Below are 20439 nucleotides of genomic sequence, written 5' to 3' on the forward strand. Positions count from 1 at the left end.
GCCAGTGCAGTAAACACGGTCAGATCGGAAAGTCGCTTACACCAATCCCTGGCACGCTCGGCCCCCGCCGTCCATGGCGCGGGACGCTTTCCTCCTCTGACCGTGTTCCCTGCTTGTTGAGTTATTCCGTCGCTGCCAGTTGCACCCTGATTTGAATTTGTCAGCAGTCTGAAAGGGCACTTAAAGGTGCCATTTTTTTACATAGCAGGGCTGCCAAAGATCAACGGAACATCACTTCTGCCCAGCGGGCCAGCCCTGCGGTGACGGAGGCGAAATCATCGCCGCCCGCAATCGGCGTATCCGGCAGCGTCTGCTGCAGTGCCGCGCGCAGTAACGGTGAACGCGCACTGCCGCCGGTCAGGTAGATGACATCCGGTTTAATCTGGCTGGTGGCTAAGGCCAGCTGCACCTGCTCCAGAATTTTCTCCAGCGGCTGACTGATGGCGTCCTGCAGCTGCTCCACACCAATTTCTGTCTCTAATGCCGCGGCAATAAAGTCGAGCGAGGCGGTATGTGCCGGATTAGCTGACAGCGCAATCTTGCTCTCTTCCGCCGCACGCACCAGGCGATAACTGAGTTTTTGCTGCCAGACTTTCAGCAGTCGAGCCACCACATCACCCTGTTCAGCATCCCGCACTAAATCCCGCAGCCACTTTCCGCAGGCCGGGCTGTAGAAGTCGCTCTGTGCCGGCACATCATTTATCGCGATGGCGTTCCACCACGGCAGGGCTGGCAAGGCGGTGCCTTTCTGGGTATTACCACCCAGGCCAAGTAGCGGCATCAGGGTCTTAAACGTCAGCATGATATCCAGGTCGTTACCGCCAACGCGGCAACCGCTATGGCCCAACAGGCTTTCGCGGCGGTCGGCCTTATCACGCCACTTTGGCCCCATCAGCAACATCGAGCAGTCGGTGGTTCCGCCGCCGATATCCACAACCAGCACGGTTGTTTCCTGTTTGAGTGTGGCTTCGAAATCGAGTCCGGCTGCCACCGGTTCAAACTGAAACTCCACGTCGCGGAAACCGGCACGGTGTGCTGCGCGAAGCAGAATGCCTTCAGCCTGCTGGTTAGACTCTTCACTGCCCAATCCCTGGAAGTTGACCGGACGCCCGATCACAGCCTGATCGATAGCGTGATCAAGCTGGCTTTCGCCCTTTTGGCGGATGTGCAGCATCATGGCGCAGACCAGATCTTCAAACAGAGCAATCTGCTGCGGCTTCAGGCCAGTGGCACCGAGAAAGGATTTGGGGGATTTAACGAACCAGACATCTTCGGGATCGACCATATAGTGCTGCAGCGCGGTAAGGCCAAACTGCACACTGTTGGGCTGAACCTCAATATCTTCTTCGCGGTTATAACGCAGGGCGCGCTGCAACAACGCGGTGGTTTCGCTATCAGGTGTTGCCACCTGATGATGGCGATAGAGCCATTCGCTGATCGACTCGCGGGTAGGCGCACAGATCATCGACGGCAGCAGGCGCTGATCATTTTCCAGCGTTAACAGACGTGGCGTGCCATTTTCGCTGACTGCAATTGAGCAGTTAGCCGTACCGTAATCGAATCCTATGAACATTTTCGCCCCCATGCCGGAAAAAAGGGGGCGACTTTAGCGCAGCTTCATCAGGGTAGCAAGCAGGTCGCGCTGGAATTAACGGATAGCGAAGATTCGATCTTCGGCCAGTGCGCGTAATGACTGCCGCTCGGCCACGGCACTGCCCCAGACGCCATCCACATCAAGGGTAGCCAGCGTGCTGAGCACAGCAGGGACCGAAACCGGACCGGCCAGCACCGCGATGTTACGCTGCGTTGCCTGGCCCTGAATAATGGTCAGCAGCATCTCATCCATCAGATTATTGTGAACGTTAGCAACCAGTTCAGGTGCCAGTACCAGGTAATCGACCACCTCGTTACTCAGCAGAGTAAACGCGTCCAGATTTCGGCCAAAATGTTGCAATACGATACGGCAGCCACACTGCCGCAGTTGCAGCAGTGCGGAATAGAGCTGATCGCCTTTGCTCAACACGCTGGCCGCAGGGAAAGCGAAACCACAGTGGCTTTCAGAGAGACCGGCCGCGACAAAGCGCTGACAGAGTTGCTCCACAAAGGCGGCATCACTGAGTATCCCGGCATCAAGCGGCAAAATCACCGGAATGCCTTTCTGATTGAGCTTTTCCACGTCGTGGCGGAAAAAAACCGCAAGAATATTGTTATCGAGACGACGTCGCAGCGTCTCATCGTGCAGGTTATTGCGCAGCAACGTCTCATCCAGCAGTAATCCATCTGCGGTTAACAGCTGTACATCAAGCAGCCAGATAAAGGCGGCCTGCGGGGTTTTAGGTGGCGCAACAGACCAGGCGGGCAGTTCAATCTGCAGCGCATCAATCATCGCGGCATCCATTCCCTGATGGTTACCCGGCAGCGGTAAGCTATGCTGCTCATAAATCATCAGTCGTCCACGCCCACTGCGTTTGGCGTTGTAACAGGCGATATCCGCCTGAGAAAGGACGTCGCTGCTCTGACAGTTTTCTGCTGAAATTTGTGTCACTCCCGCACTGGCGCCCACATGATAGAGGCGACCCAGCCACTGGAAGCGGTAATCGTTGACTGCAGCGACGATGCGCTGCACCACGTCATGTGCCTGACCCACATCGCAATCAGGCATCAGAAGCGCAAACTCATCGCCGCCCAGTCGGGCCAGGAAGTCGCTGCTGCGCAGATGGTGCTGCATCAGATCGGAGAGCTCGCGCAGCAATGCATCGCCTGCAGCATGCCCTGCGGTGTCATTGACCGCTTTAAACTTATCCAGGTCGATAAACACCAGCACATGCTGATGCTGATGTTCAGCGGCATCAAACAGCAGACGTTTAAGCTGAAGCTCAAAGCTGGCGCGGTTAGGCAGGCGGGTCAGGGTGTCGTGGAGGGCGCTGTAACTCAGGCGCTTCATCAGTTTACGTGATTCACTCACATCCTGAATAACCATGACGGCACCCTGTTCCACGCCCGCTTCTGAACGCAGTGGCGTGATGCTGTAATGAATATCGATGTGGCCGCCATCCGGGGTGTGGAGCACCAGATCTTCAGCCAGACTGGGGGTGATTTTTTCCGGTGGCAACTGGCACAACAGCAGATTCTCCACTTTCGGGCCGTTACGTCCCTGAGTTATGTGCAGCAGCTCACTGAGCGGCTGCCCGGCAGCCTGCTCCTGTGACAAGCCACTCATCTTCTCCGCCACCGGATTCATAAAGGCGACACGCATCTCTTTGTCCGTGCTGATAACCGCTTCACCGATTGAGTCCAGGGTTATCGCCATGCGCTCTTTCTCCTGAAACAGCGCTTCGTTCAGATTACGAAGCGGGGTGATGTCCTGGCAGATCCCCAGCATGCGCTCAATGCGGCCCTCTTTACTCAGTAAACGGTTTGCCTGGGTGCGCACCCAGCGCTGGCCCTCGGCATTAACCACGCGATACTCCATGTGAAAAGCACTGCGCAGCTCAATCGCCTGTTGCACCGTCAGCGCAGCATACTCCCGATCTGCGGTATGCAGCAGATGGATCCAGAGGTCATAGCTGGGCGACTCATGAGAGGCGAGACCAAACAGGGCATACATGCGCTTGTCCCATAACATTTCACCGGTCAGCAGGTTCCACTCCCACACGCCAATGCCACCGGCTTCGTTGGCCAGCGTGATGCGCTCCATCAGCCGGCGATTCACCTGCTCACTCTGCTTCAGCTCAGAGATATCAATAATTTGCGCGATAAAATAGAGCGGTTCCTGGCTGCCATCGCGCACCAGCGATACCGTGAGGCGTGCCCAGACAATCTCACCATCTTTACGAAAATAGCGCTTCTCAAACGTGTACGTATCAATCTCACCTTCCAGCAATCGGCTGGCATGTTGCAGATCAAGGCTCAGATCATCGGGATGCGTAATTTGCTGGAATGTCAGGCGTTTGAGCTCTTCGGCCGGATAGCCAAGGATATCGCACAGCGAGCGGTTAACCTGCAGCCATTTACCCTGAGGCGCCACCAGCGCCATACCGATTGCAGAGTATTCCATGGCGTGACGGAAGCGGGTTTCGCTGTCGGTGATGTGGAGTTTTTCACGCCGGAACGCATCCATCACCAGCGACATAATGTGGCTGGGGATCAACACCAGAAGGAAAGGTAACCAGCTGGAGACCGGGCCCAGCGCGCTGTTGTTGTTTACTACGCTGACCGCATCCAAAGCCAGCAGCATCGAGATAAAACTGGCGTTGATGAAGAACAGCACAAACGCCTGCAGCTTGGGCAGGCGCACCGCGCACCAGAACAGGATTACGACAATAAAGGTAAAGGGCCAGGGCAGAAAACGCAGCGACAGATAACTGGCACCCAGGGTCAGGAGCAGCGTCATCAACGTTTCTGGCAACTGCCTGCCCAGCTCGCTGAACTGGGCCCGTCGCAGCGGCCAGGGCAGCAGCAGCAGCATCGGGCCTAACACCAGCATGCCGATGATTTCTGAGATCACCCATGTATAGAAGAAGGGAAACGAAGCATGGCCGCTGACCTGCAGCGTCCATAGCGCCAGCAGTCCGCCCAGAACCGGTGTCACGATACCCACCGATAACACCATCCGGGCCCAGTCATGCAGAGAGTTCAGTGGCGCGCGCCGATCCAGCAGCGCGCGCAGCAGCATGCCACCGACACCGGCCTGAATAAGGTTTAACAGGGCGAATTTAATGTTTGAAAAGGCGGGCCCGATGATGATGGCGTTGGCCGCGGCGGTGCCCAGCACACAGGCAGTCAGCAGCAGGGGTAGCTGTCGTGACGGACAGCGGAAAACCACCACAGTCATTAATGTCGTCGGGAACCAGAGCGGGGAGATTTTCCCGCTGACCACGATCAGTTCAAGACAGAACAGTGTCAGGACAAACACTATACAGCCAAGGAACAGCGCCGAAAGCCAGCAGTTTGGCGTGCTCTTTTGCGGGGACAGGATCTCTATCGTCATGCGGACTTCCGTCAGGGTGCAACGCTCCGCTACGGCGAATCAGGCACCAGTCATTCTCTGACTGCATGCTAGCACATTCGGCAAAGAAAAAAGGGGTGAAATCAATATTGCCCGTTATTCGGTGAATTGACGGGCACAGAGAAATTGATGATCAGCGTATTGATTACTGGCGGAAAAGATCGGCGCGGGTATAGGGCTTCTCCAGCCCCGCGAGGCTGGCTGAGAAGCGTTCCAGAAACTGTTGCGTCGTGGCGACACGGCCATGACCCATTAATAGAAACGGCACTAACAGTGCAGCACCGATCTGTGGCCAGCTAAAGCCTTTGAGCGCGGTGCGGCGCTGAGAGATCAGAAACGCGGTACTCAACGTGAAGCCCAGCAGCAAACCGGTGGCAACCTCACTTTTCGAGTGAGCGTGGATGATCAGACGCGAGAACCCAACCATCAGAGGAATCAGGTAACCCACGCCAATCGCGGCAATGCGCCATTTTGCTGACCAGCGTCCGGAAATCAGCCACAGCATCACTGGCCACAGGGTAGCGGACATCGCGCTGTGACCGCTGAAGCCGGTAAAATTAAAGCGGGCACTGCCGATGCCAAACCCGAGAAACAGAATCTTTGAGATGCTGACTGTCAGGCCAGCCAGGCCAAAGGCCACAATCCAGTAAAAGACCGTAAGGCGGTTATCACTTTTCCACGGCAAAATCAGCGCAATAATCACCGCTGTCGGAATCAACAGCATGCTGTCGCCAAAATAGGTCAAAGTCTTCCAGTGCATACCACTCCTGATGCATCATTTGGTCGTCATGTTAACGACACGCGTTCAGACAACAGCGTGCCGCACAGGCCATTTTTTTATAATATGGTGTGCTGCTAGTTTATCGGTGAAATGAGTGGCGTCCAAAGGAGAAAGTCTGAAAAGACGCCGGTGCCATTTTTCTGGCATCAAAAGGCCGAAATCCCTATACTTAGCGCGAACACACCCTCTCCATTTCGGCCCGTCCGCTGCCCGCGTAATGTGTGACCAGTGGCAGGCTCCAGTTATCAGGTCTTAAAAAAGTATGACTGACAAGTCTCATCAGTGCGTGATTGTAGGCATTGCCGGCGCTTCCGCATCCGGTAAAAGTTTAATTGCCAGCACGCTCTATCGTGAAATCCGTGATCAGGTAGGTGACGAGCATATCGGGGTTATCCCGGAAGATGCTTATTACAAAGATCAAAGTCACCTCACCATGGAAGAGAGGGTTAAAACCAATTATGACCATCCGAGTGCGATGGATCATGATTTGCTGTTGCAGCATCTGCAGGCGGTAAAAGCCGGGCAGGACATTGAGCTGCCGGTCTACAGCTACGTTGAGCACACCCGCACTCAGCAAACGCAGCACCTGAAAGCGAAAAAGGTCATTATTCTTGAAGGCATTCTGCTGTTAACCGATGCCCGTCTGCGCCAGGAACTTAACTTTTCTATCTTCGTGGATACGCCGCTTGATATCTGTCTGATGCGCCGTATGAAACGTGACGTCAATGAGCGCGGCCGCTCAATGGATTCGGTAATGAGTCAGTATCAGAAGACCGTGCGTCCGATGTTTCTGCAGTTTATCGAGCCATCAAAACAGTACGCCGATATCATTGTGCCGCGCGGCGGAAAAAACCGTATCGCCATTGATATCCTGAAGGCGAAAATCAACCAGTTTTTTGAATAACCCACGTCCATCCGGACGGGGTGCAGACCGGTGGCAGGCACGCTGTCACTGGTTCGCTACACTTATGCCATGGAGTTTCCGCAATGAGATTATGCGATCGCGATATTGAAGCCTGGCTGGACAATGGCAAACTGGCCATTGAGCCACGCCCGCCTGTCGAGCGCATTAATGGGGCAACCGTCGATGTGCGCCTGGGTAATCAGTTCCGCACCTTCAGCGGCCATACCGCGGCCTTTATCGACCTGAGTGGCCCGAAACAGGAAGTGAGCGCGGCACTGGATCGGGTCATGAGCGATGAGATTGTGCTGCCTGATGGTGAAGCCTTTTTCCTCCATCCTGGTGAGCTGGCGCTGGCGGTAACGCTGGAGTCCGTGACGCTGCCTGACGACCTGGTCGGCTGGCTGGATGGCCGTTCATCGCTGGCGCGCCTCGGGCTGATGGTGCATGTTACAGCGCACCGCATTGATCCAGGCTGGCAGGGTCGTATCGTGCTGGAATTCTACAATTCAGGTAAATTGCCGCTGGCTCTGCGTCCGGGTATGTTAATCGGCGCGCTGAGTTTTGAACCGCTTTCAGGCCCGGCTGCGCGACCTTATAACCGGCGTGAAGATGCAAAATATCGGGGTCAGCAGGGTGCTGATGCCAGCCGTATTGATAAAGACTGATCTGAGGATGTAATGAAAAGAGTGATAACCACGCTGGCCATCCTGTTGGTGGTGGTCGTAACGGGATTGAGCGCGCTGGTGCTGCTGGTCAATCCCAACGACTTCCGTGCCTATATGGTGCAACAGGTTGAACAACGCAGTGGTTATCGCCTTGAGGTCAGTAACGATTTGCGCTGGCACGTCTGGCCTCAGCTCAGCATCCTGGCTGGGCGGATGAGCCTCACCGCGCCGGGGGCGACTCAGCCGCTGGTCTCAGCGGAGAACATGCGTCTCGATGTTGATCTCTGGCCTCTATTATCCCATCAGCTCAGCGTCAGCCAGGTGCTGCTGAAAAATGCGATAGTGCGGGTAACGCCCGACAGTAGCGCGCAGCCTGCCAGAAATGCCCCTCAGGGTCCCCGTGATGCGGAGCCTGCCTCGCCATCCACCGGCTGGTCATTTGATATCGCTAAACTGCGGGTAGCCGACAGTCTGCTGATCTGGCAACAGCCAGGCGGCGACGAATATAATTTCCGCGACCTCAACATTACGATGGATCAGGACGCGAACAAGCTGGCGACACTGTCTCTGAGCACGACGCTGATGCGCAACCAGCGCAACGCCACGCTGAATCTCAAAGGCCAGCTGGATGCTGCGCAATATCCGCACCGTCTTACCGGCCAGCTGCAGCAGCTCGATTACAGCTTATCGGGCGCCGACATTCCGTCTCAGGGGATTAAAGGGTCGTTAAGCCTGCAGGGCGAATGGAATGGTGACCGGCAGCAGTTCTCCTTTAGTGGTCTGCAGCTCACCGCGAATGACAGTACCCTGACCGGGCAGGGCAGTGGTCATGTGTTGCCGCCACAGCAGCTGGCGCTGGATCTGAAAGCCAGCAACCTGAATCTCGATAATTTACTCACCAGTGCGCCCGTCTCTGAAGCGCCTGGCGCGCAGCACGCCACCGTGGCCCGTTCGCCGGTGATTGCCGCGCCGCGCGAACGTACCAATGCGGACTCTCCTCTCAACGACATGGATCTGGCGCTCAAACTTCAGGCGAACAATGCGGTATGGCGCGGCCTCTCGCTGACTGATCTTTCGGTGAATGCCAGTAATCAGCAGGGACTCATGACGCTGAATACTCTTAGCGGCAAGCTGGGTAATGGCAGCTTCTCGATTCCCGGCAGCATCGATATTCGTCAGCCAGAGACACGGGTCAGCCTGAAACCGCAACTCCGGTTTATTCAAATCCAGCCATTGCTGAAAGCATTTGCACTACCGGAAAGTCTGCAGGGTAACCTGAGCCTTGACGGGGAACTGTCCGGCGATACGCTGACAGTCGAGGGGGCGAAGCGAAGCTGGCAGGGCAGGGCGACGATCAGCGCCAGCAACCTGAAGCTGGCACAGCTTAATCTCCAGCAAATGGTGCAGCGTGCTGTGGCTCGGGTCAGCGATAAGGTCAGCAGCGAGGATGCCGCAGATGAGGGTATTGAGTCGATAAGCGGTCAGGTGGCGCTGAATAAAGGTGTACTCAGCTTCAGTGATCTCAATGGTAACGGTCAGAATCTGGGATTACAGGGCGCGGGCAAAGTCGACATGGTGCAGCAACAGCTGGATGTGACGCTGGGCCTGAAAATCAGCGGCTGGCGTGGCGATGATGCGCTGGTGAAGGCACTTTCCAGTCAGCCTATCCCACTGCGTATGTATGGCGGCTGGAACAGCCTGCAATATTCCCTGCCAGTGGATGACGTTCTTCGTAACCGTCTGCAGAGTGAGGCCAGGTCACGTCTGAATCAGTGGATTGATCGTCAGAAAGAGGGCGAGAACAAAGAGAATCTGAAGAAAATCATGCGCCCCTAGCGGGCGCATTCCCTGCGCCCCGAGCAGTGGCTATACCTCGTAATCTGCGTCAGGCTGCCGCAGGATTTCAACCTTCTGAATCCGATGATTTTCAACCTGCAGCGTTCGCAGCAGATAGTCACCCAGTTGCAACACTTCGCCTTCCTGAGGAATGTGTTGCAGCTTATCCATCAGTAAGCCTGCCAGCGTATGGTAGTCACGCTGTTCATCCAGCGGCAATTTCACATAGAGCGCCAGATCGTCCAGTGGCATATGGCCGTTGGCAATCCAGTGACCTTCACCCTGAATCTGTATATCGTAACGGGCGTCAATTTCACCCGCCTCATTCGGCAGATTGCCGGCGATGGTCTCCATCACATCGCTCAGCGTCACCACGCCTTCCATTGAACCGAACTCATCCACCACAAAGGCAAAATGTGTATGAGCCTGACGAAACTGTTCCAGCGCCTGCAGCAGGGTCAGTCGCTCAGGAAACACCAACGGTTGTCGGATAAGGGCGCGTAAATCGAGAGAGTTATTGTGCAGCGACTGGTGCAGCAGATCGATAACATGCACCACACCCAGTGGTTCACTGGAGTGGTCCGTTATCAGAATGCGCGTGTGCTGATTGCGGTCGAGACGCGACATGATCTCAGCCGGATCATCACTGAGATCAATATGGTCGACGTCGTGGCGAGAGGTCATGATGCTATTAACGTGACGCTGGCCCATGCCCAGCACGCGGGCAATCATTGCCCGTTCCTGCCGATTGAAAAGCATGCTGGCATCGCTGTCAGCAATCAGTGATGAGGTTTTTGCATCCAGCTCCGCCGGTTCTGCCGCGCCGCGCAACAGCCTTAATACCGCTTCCGCCGTGCGCTGGCGCAGAGGGCGGCCAGCCGACAGCACACGGCGGCGATTAAAGTGAGCCAGCTGGTTTAGCGCTTCAATGACAACTGAGAAGCCGATGGCCGCGTAGAGATACCCTTTAGGAATGACAAAGCCAAAGCCTTCCGCCACCAGGCTGAAACCGATCATCAGCAGAAAGCTTAAACAGAGGATCACAATTGTCGGGTGCTTGTTCACAAAGCGGGTTAACGGCTTGCTGGCGAGCAGCATCAGCAGAATAGCGATGGTGACGGCAACCATCATGACGGGCAGATCATTCACCATGCCCACAGCGGTAATGACCGCATCCAGTGAGAAGATAGCATCCAGCACCACAATTTGCGCCACCACTGGCCAGAATTTAGCGCCGCCTTTTTGTTGACCGGACGCCTCATCGTGTCCTTCCAGACGCGTATTCAACTCTGTAGTGGCTTTAAATAGCAGGAAAATCCCGCCCGACAGCAGCAACAGATCACGCGCACTAAAGGGGTGTCCGCCCAGCGTTATCCAGGGTTCTTTCAGGGTAACCAGCCAGGAAAGCGATGCCAGCAACAATAATCGGCACAATAACGCCAGCAGCAGTCCTATCACGCGTGCGCGGTCGCGAAGCGGTCCAGGCAGCTTCTCAACCAGAATGGCAATAAAGATAAGATTGTCGATGCCTAAAACCAGTTCCAGAACGATTAGCGTTACTAATCCCGCCCATAGCGAGGGATCTGCAATTACCTCCAGCATGTCATGTTCACCTGAATATTTTAAATTGAATTTCTCTGATGATAGTGGAGTGCGAAGCCACGTACAAATGGCAGGGCAGGGGGGCGATGACCCAATCAAGGCGATATATCGTGCAAAATATGGACATATGAGTGTGACGTTTTGATTAAATTCACAGAGTGCAGCAGAGAGTATTCTGACTCATTTTTAACCCTGGATGAGATATTCACCTGTCGGGCTTATGCGATTTATCTCATCACGAGTATGGCATTAATCCTAATTTTGAAGAAAGCATTGCACTGCCTGTCAGGCCTCAATACTAATCGCTGGTAGTCTTTTTCCTAAAATAGTCCAGGGATAGCGGGACCTGCTTGTAAACAAGCCAGTAATAACTAGTATAGCAACAAGTTTGCAAACTCTGCCCCAGAGTCGTAATTCGCGAGCCTATTCGACATTAATCGCAATGTGACGAATGAGTCATTCGCCGGTGAACGTCTGCACGATGCAATGCGGTAACGTTACTGCATTACGGGGATCAATATGAATGATGACAGCGATATTGGCAGCGACAGCCAAGGGCGGTAGCGTGCCCGAATCGTGTTTTTGTTGATAAAGTGAGCAGCGCTGGCGGTGGTTAAGTCAGAGTAATCTGTTGGTATTCATCACAATAATACTGGTTTATGGTTAAGATCATTGGCGTAAACGCCGCAGGAGCTCCCCTTAGAAACGGCTCAGTCTGGAGAAGTTTCGTCGCTTAATGATTTAACAGGCGATAGCCGTTGCGGGTTTAAGGAAATAAAATAAAGAGTTAAATATGCGCGATACAGAATTTACGTTTAAAAGTCTTATTACCAAATTAATGCTGGCATGTTCAGACTTAATTTGTTTCAACGCAGCATTATTTGTGGCGATGATGCTAATTAATCTTCACTCAGGTTCGCCGCTGGCAGATATTTCTGAAAAAGAAATGAATTTAAAAATTGCCACACACATTTGTCTGTCGGTAATTTGTATTGGCTGGTTCTGGGTAAGGCTTCGGCACTATACCTACCGGAAACCTTTCTGGTTCGAATTAAAAGAAGTTTTTCGTACCATTCTTATATTTTCTGTCATCGATCTGTCGATCACCGCACTGTCGCAGTGGCAGATGTCGCGTTTCGTCTGGTTACTGACCTGGGTTCTGGCGCTGATTTTAATTCCAACCTGTCGTGCGCTCTCTAAACGTCTGCTGAATAAAAAAGGCTTGTGGAAGAAACAAACCATTATTATCGGCAGCAGCAAAAATGCGCACGAAGCCTGGCAGGCACTGCAAAGCGAAGAGGTCATGGGTTTCGACGTTATCGCTTTCTACGACGTTGATGGAACCTGTCCGCAGGAGATCATGAATGGCGTGCCGGTGCTGCGTGATGAGCAGGAGCTCTGGAGCCTGACTAACAGCGAAACCCAGTTTATCGTGGCAGTCGAGTATGAGCAGAGTCAGTATCGTGATATCTGGCTTAAATCGCTGGCGATGCATAACTGCCGTTCAGTATCAGTGATCCCGACCCTGCGTGGTGTTCCGCTTTACGGTACAGACATGGCGTATATCTTTAGCCATGAGGTGATGATTCTGCGTGTTCAGAATAACCTGGCTAAACGCACCTCGCGTTTCCTTAAGCGGGCATTTGATATCGTAGGTGCTCTCTCAATTATCCTGATGCTGATGCCAGCGCTGCTGGTGCTGGGCTTCCTGGTGGGCCGTGATGGTGGACCGCCGATTTATGGTCACGAACGTGTGGGCATGAATGGCCGTAAATTTAAATGCCTGAAATTCCGTTCAATGGTCATCAATTCCAAAGAAGTGCTGGAAGAGGTGTTGCGCACCGATCCCGTTGCACGTGCGGAATGGGATAAAGATTTCAAACTCAAAAATGATCCACGTATTACCAAAGTGGGCCACTTCATCCGTAAAACAAGCCTCGATGAGCTGCCTCAGCTCTGGAACGTGGTGCGCGGTGATATGAGTCTGGTTGGACCTCGTCCGGTCATTGAAGATGAACTCTGTCGTTATGCTGGTGATGTTGATTATTACCTGATGGCTAAGCCGGGCATGACGGGATTGTGGCAGGTCAGCGGTCGTAATGACGTTGACTATGAAACCCGCGTCTATTTCGATTCGTGGTACGTAAAAAACTGGTCACTGTGGAATGACATTGCGATTCTGTTCAAAACAGTGGGTGTGGTGTTAAAACGCGACGGTGCCTATTAACCGTGAGTCGAAATGAGCGTGCTAACGCGCGCTCAGAGGTGTTGTGCCGTTGTCAGGCGTGTCGTTAATAGCGGCCATCACCAGGGATATCGCAGTGCATCTATAGTCCGCTATGATGCAAGGCGTTTCAGGTACACCCTGGTAGATGGCCACTACGTATAACAAGTGGAGCAAGGATAATGAACGACAGGTTCAGTGCTTAAGGCTTTAGTCAGCCAGGATTTACTTTTTGTTGGACGCTTACACAGCGGCGGTTTCGCCTCTATCAATAAATAACTGATAGCGAAGATCTAAATGATTACAATCAAAATGAAATTGATACCCTTGCTGGTATCCGCCACATTCCTTGTCGGGTGTACGATCGAACCCGGTTCTCGTCTTTCTACATCAGGAAAAGATGTTATCGAGCAGCAGGATAGCAACTTTGACATCGATAAATACGTCAACGTCTTCCCGTTAACGCCTTCACTGGTTGAAAAGATGCGTCCTAAGCCTCTGGTGGCTCAGACGAACCCAGCACTGCAGAACGAAATTCAGAACTATGAATATCGTATCGGTGTGGGTGATGTTCTGACCGTGACGGTCTGGGATCACCCGGAATTGACCACGCCAGCAGGCCAGTACCGCAGCGCCAGCGACACCGGTAACTGGGTGCATTCTGATGGCACTATCTTCTATCCCTACATCGGTCGCGTTCGTGTAGCGGGCCGTACCGTCGGCGAAGTCCGTGACGAAGTTTCACGTCGTCTGGCTCAGTACATTGAAAGCCCACAGGTTGATGTCAGCATCGCCTCGTTCAAATCGCAGAAAACCTATGTTACCGGTTCAGTAACGACGTCAGGTCAGCAACCCATCACCAACGTACCGTTGACGGTTCTGGATGCGATCAACGCCGCTGGCGGCCTGGCCGCGGATGCAGACTGGCGTAACGTCGTGCTGACGCACAACGGTCGTGAACAGCGCGTTTCTCTGCAGGCACTGATGCAGAACGGCGATCTGAGCCAGAACCACCTCCTCTACCCGGGCGATATTCTCTACGTTCCGCGTAACGATGATCTGAAAATCTTCGTAATGGGTGAAGTGAAGCAGCAGACAACCCTGAAAATGGACCGCAGTGGCATGACGCTGGCGGAAGCGCTGGGCAATGCGGCGGGGATGGATCAAACCACCTCTGACGCTACCGGTGTCTTCGTTATCCGTCCACTGCACGGCACCGATCGCAGCAAGATTGCCAACATCTATCAGTTGAACACCAAAGATGCGGCATCCATGGTGATGGGAACCGATTTCCAGCTCCAGCCTTATGACATCGTCTATGTCACCTCTACACCGCTGACGCGCTGGAACCGTGTGATTTCGCAACTGATACCAACCATTGCTGGTATCAACGATGCGACTCAGGCCGCACAGCGTATCCGCAACTGGTCGAACTAAGGTCTGACCATGATTACGTCCGTGTTAGTCGTTTGCATTGGCAACATCTGCCGCTCTCCTACCGGAGAGCGCCTGTTTAAACGTGCGTTGCCCGATTTGGATGTTCGCTCCGCTGGCCTGGGGGCGCTGGTGGGCCACGCGGCCGACCGGATGGCATCCGAGGTCGCGGCAGCACAGGGTCTGTCACTGGAAGGACATCAGGCACAGCAACTGACGGCCGAAATGTGCCGTCAGGCTGACCTGATTCTGGTCATGGAAAAGCGACATATTGAACAGGTCAATCGCATCGACCCGGCTGCACGTGGCAAAACCATGTTGCTTGGGCACTGGCTCAATCAGAAAGAAATTGCGGATCCGTACAGAAAAAGCCGTGAGGCCTTTGAAGAGATTTACGGGTTACTGGAAAACGCTACCCAGAAATGGGTCAACGTATTAAGCCGATAGTTGGGATTATCCATGAATATAAAAAATAAGGTCAGAACTGCGCCGGGAGAGGATTCGAATGGATGGGATCTGGCGCATCTTGTGGGACAGCTAATTGATCATCGCTGGATCATTGTTGCCGTTACCGCATTTTTCATGCTGGCGGGAACACTCTACACACTGTTTGCAACACCGATTTATAGCGCAGATGCGTTAGTTCAGGTTGAGCAGAAGAATGCCAGTACCGTGCTGAACGAAATTGACAGCATTCTGCCACCAACGCCAGCCTCCGATACGGAGATCGAGATTCTGGAATCCCGTATGGTCATCGGTAAAACCGTTGACGATCTGGGTCTGGATACTGTGGTTGAGCAGAACTACTTCCCGGTTATCGGCAAGGGCCTGTCGCGCCTGATGGGCAACAAACCTGCTGATATCGCGATTTCGCGTCTGGAAATCCCACGCACTGTCGAAAAACGTAAGGTCGAGCTGGAAGTCACCGGTCCGGATAGCTACACCGTCTCTAAAGATGGCGATGAGCTGTTTAAAGGTAAAGTCGGCCAGCTGGAGTCGCACGGCGACATCAGCATGCTGGTGAGCGAGATTCATGCCGATGAAGGCACCAGCTTCACCGTGACCAAGCTGAATGACCTGCAGGCGATTAATTCTGTTCTCTCAAACCTGACTGTGGCAGACAAAGGTAAAGATACCGGCGTTCTGGGTCTGGAGTATCTGGGTGAAGATCCTGAGCAGATCAGCAAAGTCCTGAATCAGATTGTGAACAACTATCTGTTACAGAACGTTGAGCGCAAGTCAGAGCAGGCCGAGAAAAGCCTGGAGTTCTTACGCACTCAGTTGCCTGCCGTTCGCGCCAAGCTGGATGACGCGGAAAACAAACTGAATACGTTCCGTCGTCAGAACGAATCGGTTGACCTGTCACTGGAAGCGAAATCAGCCCTGGACTCTTCTGTTAGCGTGCAGAGCCAGTTGAACGAACTGACCTTCCGTGAAGCTGAAGTGTCTCAGCTGTTTACCAAAGATCACCCGACATACCGCGCGCTGCTTGAAAAACGCAAAACGCTTGAAGGTGAACAGGCTCAGCTGAACAAGAAAATTTCTGGCATGCCACAGACTCAGCAGGAAATTCTGCGTCTGACCCGTGACGTTCAGTCAGGTCAGGAGATCTACATGCAGTTGCTGAACCGTCAGCAGGAGCTGAGCATCAGCAAAGCCAGCACCGTGGGTGATGTCCGCATCATCGACACCGCGCAGACAGCGAATTCACCGGTTGCACCGAAGAAGCTGCTGATTATCGCCGCAAGCCTGATTTTAGGTCTGTTCGTATCAGTGGGTCTGGTTCTGCTGAAAGCCCTGCTGCATCACGGCATCGAGAACCCGGAACAGCTGGAAGAGCTGGGCATGAATGTCTATGCCAGCGTTCCACTGTCTGACTGGCAGCGTAAGAAGGATACCGAAGCGCTGGCGCGTCGTGGCAGCAAGGTGAAAACCGATCCGCACGAAACACTGCTGGCACTGGGTAACCCGACTGATCTCTCCATCGAAGCGATTCGTAGCCTGCGTACCAGCCTGCACTTCGCCATGATGGAAGCGAAAAACAACATCCTGATGATCACCGGCGCCAGCCCGGGTATTGGTAAAACCTTTATCTGTGCCAACCTGGCGACACTGGTCGCGAAAGCGGGTCAGCGTGTTCTGTTTATCGATGGCGACATGCGTCGTGGTTACACCCACGAGTTGCTGGGCGCGGATAACAAATCAGGCCTGTCAAACGTGCTCTCCGGTAAAACGGAATTCAGCCCGGCGCTGATTCAGCAGGGCGTCTACGGTTTCGACTTCCTGCCACGTGGTCAGGTTCCACCGAACCCATCTGAGCTTCTGATGCATCGTCGTATGGGTGAGCTGCTGGATTGGGCGAGCAAGAACTACGACCTGGTGTTAATCGATACGCCGCCAATCCTGGCCGTCACCGATGCGTCAATTATCGGTAAAATGGCCGGTACTTCACTGATGGTGGCGCGTTTTGAAGCCAATACCACTAAAGAAGTGGATGTCAGCTTCAAACGCTTTGCCCAGAACGGTATTGAGATTAAAGGTGTGATCCTCAACGCCGTGGTGCGTAAAGCTGCCAATGCTTATGGACATGGCTATGACTACTACGCCTATGACTACAGCAAGCCCACCAAAAGCTGATCATTGAGTAATAACCAGGGGGCGGTCTGACCGCCCCTTTTTATCGTCCTTTTGAATGACGACACGCATCAATTTACACAGGTTATTCTGTCCAAACCCACAAAAGCGATACCTCTATAAATCGCATGGCGAGCGTCAATCAACAGAATTCATCACCAGCATGGCATTGCCTGCACGCAATGTGTGACCGTCCTGTCAGGTTTACTGAAAAAGGCCGTCGGGAAGGCGACGCGTGATTATTGCTGGCATGAGAACTTGTGGAATTAAGGAATCACACCATGGCTCCATATTGGTATGTATCAGGGTTTTTACTGCTGCTTTCGCTATTTGAACTAGCCCTGAAAAAAGACGAACGCACCTCCCATATTTTGACGTATTTGCTCTGCATCGCGACTGTGATGCTGATTGTGTTCGGCGGTATCCGCGGACTTGGCACCGGCATGGACGATTATCAATATCGCAGCTTCTTTGAAGATTTTATCCGGCGTATTGAGGTCAACGGCTTTTTAAATACCGTGGCTTTTTTCCGTTATGAGCCGCTTATCTTTGCTATTGCCTGGATTACCAGCCTGTTTTCACATAATGCCAGCGCCTTTCTGTTTGTATTCTCGATCCTGGCGGTAGGGACAAATGCTATCTTCTTTAAAAAGATGTCACCCTATCCAATTCTGGCTCTGGTACTCTATTCAGCACATATCTTCATCAACAAAGATGTAAACCAGATCCGCTTTGGTCTGAGCTCCGCATTTTTCCTGGGGGTTGTCTGGACGCTTTATCTGAAGCGTTACTGGCTGGCATTTGGCTTCTTTATTCTTTCATTTATCAGTCACAACACCGCGGTCATGGTTGTCACGCTGATACCTTTCCTGTTCATACGTGAACGACGCTGGTTCCCGATTGCCATTATTGTACTGAGTATTCCTGCGTCAAAAGTTGGTGGTATGGGCTTTGTTACCGCTATTGCCGGACACTTAGGTGGATTAGGGGAAAGGGCAGCGGGCTACAACAATGACAATGCTGCTGGCGAAACAGGCAGCGTTTTCTCGATTTCGAACCTGAAAAACGTGATGCTGGTGTTCATCTTTGTCTACTTCATGCTGACAAATCAGATGAAGCGTGACAATTACCCTGCCTGGCGGCTGAACTATCTGTTGGTCCTGACCTTTGCTATTGGGGGAGCGATCAGGATTTTCTTCTATAACTATCCCTCAGGTGCTCGTCTCTCAAACTATCTGTTACAGGTAGAACCCATTGTTCTGACTTTGTTGATCTACCAGTCTAAAAGAGTCTGGAAGCCAGCGATGTTTGCGATGTTTATCTTTTTCCAGGTTTATTACCTCTACTACAACACCATTTCGCTTAAACAGGCGGTGATGGGCTATGAAGTGGCGCGTGAATTTAAGTTAATTCACTAAGACGAGAGCTGAAAATGATTCGATTATTTCCCCTGTTGTTGGTTACTGCACCATTACTGGCCCAGGCGACAGACGCCCCAGCCCCGGTTGTGATCGCAGCCTATGGTGACTCGACAACTGCCGGTGTGACATCCTCCGGCGGGCGCAATGTCATCATAAAAGAAAATGAAATGAACTACCTGCAGCAGATGCTGCAGGAAAAGTATGGTCCGGGCATACGTATCGAAAATCATGGTTCGCCGGGCGCCCAAGTCTCAGAACTGGTTAATTCAAAGGAAAGCTGGGATCAGCGTATGGCGCAATCGGATGCCAGCATCATTTTGATTAATTATGCCATCAATGATGCACGCGTCTTTTCGGGTAAGAACCGCTCCCATGGCGCGGAAAGTCCTGAGGAGTTTAACCACATTCTGACGGAACTGGTGAAAACAGCGAAAGCGCACGGCAAGCAGGTGGTATTGCAGCAGCCAAATCCACTGTGTGGCCGTGCTGAGCAATGGAATGTCTGGCCTTATGTTTATCAGATCAATGCGGTAGCGCAGCAGCAGCATGTACCTGTCGTGAAGCAGTATGAGCTGATTAAGCAGAAAAAAGAGTGGAGCAGCCAGATGTCTCCTGACTGTATTCATCCGACAAAAGATCTTTACCAGTTTAAAGCGCAGCAGACATTCGCGTTGTTAAATCGGGATTTTGACGCTGTTTTTAAATCGACTCACTAAGCAGGTTTTATAAAACCCGAGGAGCAGGGCGATATGTACGTATTAATGATGGTGCTGTCATTAGTAATAGCACTGATGGTATTACGGTTGTTTTCATTCCATCGCGGTGTTTATAACGGCAATGGTATTAAAAGTATCTCTGGATTGCGTGCACTGCTGGCCAGCATTGTCGCCTTTTCGCACTTTGCACACTACGTCTACTCTCTCGACCATGAGTGGATTTTCGATAAAGACTATTTTGCATGGGTGTCTCAGGGAAACTTCTTTGCCAACTCCGGTAAATTTGGTGTCGCCCTGTTTTTCATGATCTCTGCTTTTCTGTTCTATCGCTGGCTCGACAATGACAAGCTGACCACCGCTGAACTCACACGCAAACTGCTGAAGTCCCGCGTGCGACGCATTGTGCCGATGTTCTGGTTCTCTGCATTGCTGATCGTAGTGATTGGCTGGTTCAGTGGTGATGTCGTGGCGAGTGGCGCCATGCTGGTTGACGGTCTGCGCTGGTTCCTGTTTGTCGGCAACTACCATATCGGGTCAATTCCGACGGCCAATATCAATGCGGGTGTCGAGTGGACACTGCGTCTGGAATGGCTGCTCTATCTGTCGATTCCGCTGATTTATCTGCTGAATCGTGCCACCAACGGCCGCTTTAAAATGCTGTTCATCATGGGATCGATCGGGGGGATTTTAGCCGTCGCCATTGCACTGCGTCTCTGGGGGACCGCTTATACCGATCCTCGTCCGGTGCTGGGTTTTGCTACCGGGTATCTGGCATGGCACTACCGCGACCGTTTTATGGCTTTACGTACTTCTGGTCTGGCGGCTGTGGTGGCCATTACGCTGGCCGTTATCGCGCTGTTCTTTACCAGCAGTACGTTCTACTACCTGATTTTTCTCTGTCTGCTGGCCGTGGTGTTTTTCGTTATCAGCAGCGGCAATTCGCTGTTTGGCCTGCTGGAAAGTAAAACATTGATGTCAGTCGGTGAGGTCAGCTACAGCCTTTATCTGATCCACGGCATCGTGCTCTACTTCATCAAGAAGATTCCGGAATCACTGATTCAACATAACTTTTTCTTCTATACCCTGCTTTCCACGCTGTTTTTTGTGGCCTCATTCTATGTTGCCAGACTGACTTATCTCTATGTTGAGAAACCATTTATTACCAGCAGTCAGAAGAAAAAAGAGGCGGCCAACGCCTCGTCAGCAATTTAGGA

Annotated in this window: 14 protein-coding genes; 10 read left to right on the top strand and 4 right to left on the bottom strand. The window is 52.8% G+C overall.

Translation table 11 applies throughout. The annotated features are described in order from the left end of the window. Window positions 1-220: 220 nt before the first annotated feature. The 3 genes from yegD to IAI47_RS06900 form a co-directional block, all read right to left on the bottom strand. Window positions 221-1573 (bottom strand): molecular chaperone, encoded by a 1353-nt coding sequence (gene yegD / locus IAI47_RS06890; protein WP_008926093.1) that lies wholly within the window; start codon window positions 1571-1573, stop codon window positions 221-223. A 75-nt stretch (window positions 1574-1648) separates the two neighbouring features. Next, the gene (locus tag IAI47_RS06895) at window positions 1649-4990 is read right to left on the bottom strand and encodes a diguanylate cyclase (protein ID WP_008926092.1); all 3342 of its coding nucleotides are present in this window, start codon (window positions 4988-4990) and stop codon (window positions 1649-1651) included. A 163-nt stretch (window positions 4991-5153) separates the two neighbouring features. After that, window positions 5154-5768, bottom strand: coding sequence for a phosphatase PAP2 family protein (locus tag IAI47_RS06900; RefSeq protein WP_008926091.1), 615 nt, complete (start codon window positions 5766-5768; stop codon window positions 5154-5156). A gap of 283 nt (window positions 5769-6051) precedes the next feature. Between IAI47_RS06900 and udk the strand changes: the two genes are divergently transcribed. The 3 genes from udk to asmA all read left to right on the top strand — a co-directional run bounded on the left by udk (window position 6052) and on the right by asmA (window position 9194). Then, window positions 6052-6693 carry a uridine kinase gene (gene udk / locus IAI47_RS06905; RefSeq protein WP_004571279.1) on the top strand — a complete coding sequence of 214 codons (642 nt, stop codon included), beginning with the start codon at window positions 6052-6054 and terminating at the stop codon, window positions 6691-6693. Between the two features lie 83 nt (window positions 6694-6776). Beyond that, window positions 6777-7358 carry a dCTP deaminase gene (gene dcd / locus IAI47_RS06910; RefSeq protein ID WP_004571280.1) on the top strand — a complete coding sequence of 194 codons (582 nt, stop codon included), beginning with the start codon at window positions 6777-6779 and terminating at the stop codon, window positions 7356-7358. A 12-nt stretch (window positions 7359-7370) separates the two neighbouring features. After that, complete coding sequence (asmA, locus tag IAI47_RS06915; RefSeq protein WP_008926090.1) at window positions 7371-9194, top strand: outer membrane assembly protein AsmA; 1824 nt, start codon at window positions 7371-7373, stop codon at window positions 9192-9194. A 30-nt stretch (window positions 9195-9224) separates the two neighbouring features. On the opposite strand, the gene IAI47_RS06920 is transcribed toward asmA, so the two are convergent. Next, a complete protein-coding gene (locus IAI47_RS06920) occupies window positions 9225-10796 on the bottom strand; it encodes a TerC family protein (protein WP_008926089.1) in 1572 nt (523 codons plus the stop codon). Between the two features lie 793 nt (window positions 10797-11589). Here IAI47_RS06920 and wbaP point away from each other — a divergent pair. The 7 genes from wbaP to IAI47_RS06955 all read left to right on the top strand — a co-directional run bounded on the left by wbaP (window position 11590) and on the right by IAI47_RS06955 (window position 20437). After that, on the top strand, window positions 11590-13023 hold the full coding sequence (gene wbaP, locus IAI47_RS06925; protein WP_008926088.1) for an undecaprenyl-phosphate galactose phosphotransferase WbaP: 1434 nt from the start codon (window positions 11590-11592) through the stop codon (window positions 13021-13023). 294 nt (window positions 13024-13317) lie between these two features. Next, window positions 13318-14457: a polysaccharide export protein gene (locus IAI47_RS06930; protein WP_008926087.1), complete on the top strand. Its 1140-nt coding sequence runs from the start codon at window positions 13318-13320 to the stop codon at window positions 14455-14457. A gap of 9 nt (window positions 14458-14466) precedes the next feature. After that, window positions 14467-14901 (top strand): protein-tyrosine-phosphatase, encoded by a 435-nt coding sequence (locus tag IAI47_RS06935; protein ID WP_008926086.1) that lies wholly within the window; start codon window positions 14467-14469, stop codon window positions 14899-14901. Between the two features lie 12 nt (window positions 14902-14913). Continuing rightward, window positions 14914-17091 carry a tyrosine-protein kinase Wzc gene (wzc, locus tag IAI47_RS06940; protein WP_008926085.1) on the top strand — a complete coding sequence of 726 codons (2178 nt, stop codon included), beginning with the start codon at window positions 14914-14916 and terminating at the stop codon, window positions 17089-17091. Window positions 17092-17369: 278 nt separating this feature from the next. Then, window positions 17370-18506 carry an EpsG family protein gene (locus tag IAI47_RS06945; protein WP_008926084.1) on the top strand — a complete coding sequence of 379 codons (1137 nt, stop codon included), beginning with the start codon at window positions 17370-17372 and terminating at the stop codon, window positions 18504-18506. Between the two features lie 14 nt (window positions 18507-18520). Beyond that, window positions 18521-19225 (top strand): SGNH/GDSL hydrolase family protein, encoded by a 705-nt coding sequence (locus IAI47_RS06950; protein WP_008926083.1) that lies wholly within the window; start codon window positions 18521-18523, stop codon window positions 19223-19225. 33 nt (window positions 19226-19258) lie between these two features. Beyond that, the gene (locus tag IAI47_RS06955) at window positions 19259-20437 is read left to right on the top strand and encodes an acyltransferase (protein WP_008926082.1); all 1179 of its coding nucleotides are present in this window, start codon (window positions 19259-19261) and stop codon (window positions 20435-20437) included. Window positions 20438-20439: the final 2 nt, after the last annotated feature.

Source organism: Pantoea sp. MT58 (assembly GCF_014495885.1).
In the GTDB taxonomy this organism is placed as follows: Bacteria; Pseudomonadota; Gammaproteobacteria; order Enterobacterales; family Enterobacteriaceae; genus Pantoea; species Pantoea eucalypti.

Coding starts and splice junctions, on each gene's coding strand:
- yegD (WP_008926093.1), bottom strand. CDS start 1,573: ATGTTCATAGGATTCGATTACGGTACGGCTAACTGCTCAATTGCAGTC.
- IAI47_RS06895 (WP_008926092.1), bottom strand. CDS start 4,990: ATGACGATAGAGATCCTGTCCCCGCAAAAGAGCACGCCAAACTGCTGG.
- IAI47_RS06900 (WP_008926091.1), bottom strand. CDS start 5,768: ATGCACTGGAAGACTTTGACCTATTTTGGCGACAGCATGCTGTTGATT.
- udk (WP_004571279.1), top strand. CDS start 6,052: ATGACTGACAAGTCTCATCAGTGCGTGATTGTAGGCATTGCCGGCGCT.
- dcd (WP_004571280.1), top strand. CDS start 6,777: ATGAGATTATGCGATCGCGATATTGAAGCCTGGCTGGACAATGGCAAA.
- asmA (WP_008926090.1), top strand. CDS start 7,371: ATGAAAAGAGTGATAACCACGCTGGCCATCCTGTTGGTGGTGGTCGTA.
- IAI47_RS06920 (WP_008926089.1), bottom strand. CDS start 10,796: ATGCTGGAGGTAATTGCAGATCCCTCGCTATGGGCGGGATTAGTAACG.
- wbaP (WP_008926088.1), top strand. CDS start 11,590: ATGCGCGATACAGAATTTACGTTTAAAAGTCTTATTACCAAATTAATG.
- IAI47_RS06930 (WP_008926087.1), top strand. CDS start 13,318: ATGATTACAATCAAAATGAAATTGATACCCTTGCTGGTATCCGCCACA.
- IAI47_RS06935 (WP_008926086.1), top strand. CDS start 14,467: ATGATTACGTCCGTGTTAGTCGTTTGCATTGGCAACATCTGCCGCTCT.
- wzc (WP_008926085.1), top strand. CDS start 14,914: ATGAATATAAAAAATAAGGTCAGAACTGCGCCGGGAGAGGATTCGAAT.
- IAI47_RS06945 (WP_008926084.1), top strand. CDS start 17,370: ATGGCTCCATATTGGTATGTATCAGGGTTTTTACTGCTGCTTTCGCTA.
- IAI47_RS06950 (WP_008926083.1), top strand. CDS start 18,521: ATGATTCGATTATTTCCCCTGTTGTTGGTTACTGCACCATTACTGGCC.
- IAI47_RS06955 (WP_008926082.1), top strand. CDS start 19,259: ATGTACGTATTAATGATGGTGCTGTCATTAGTAATAGCACTGATGGTA.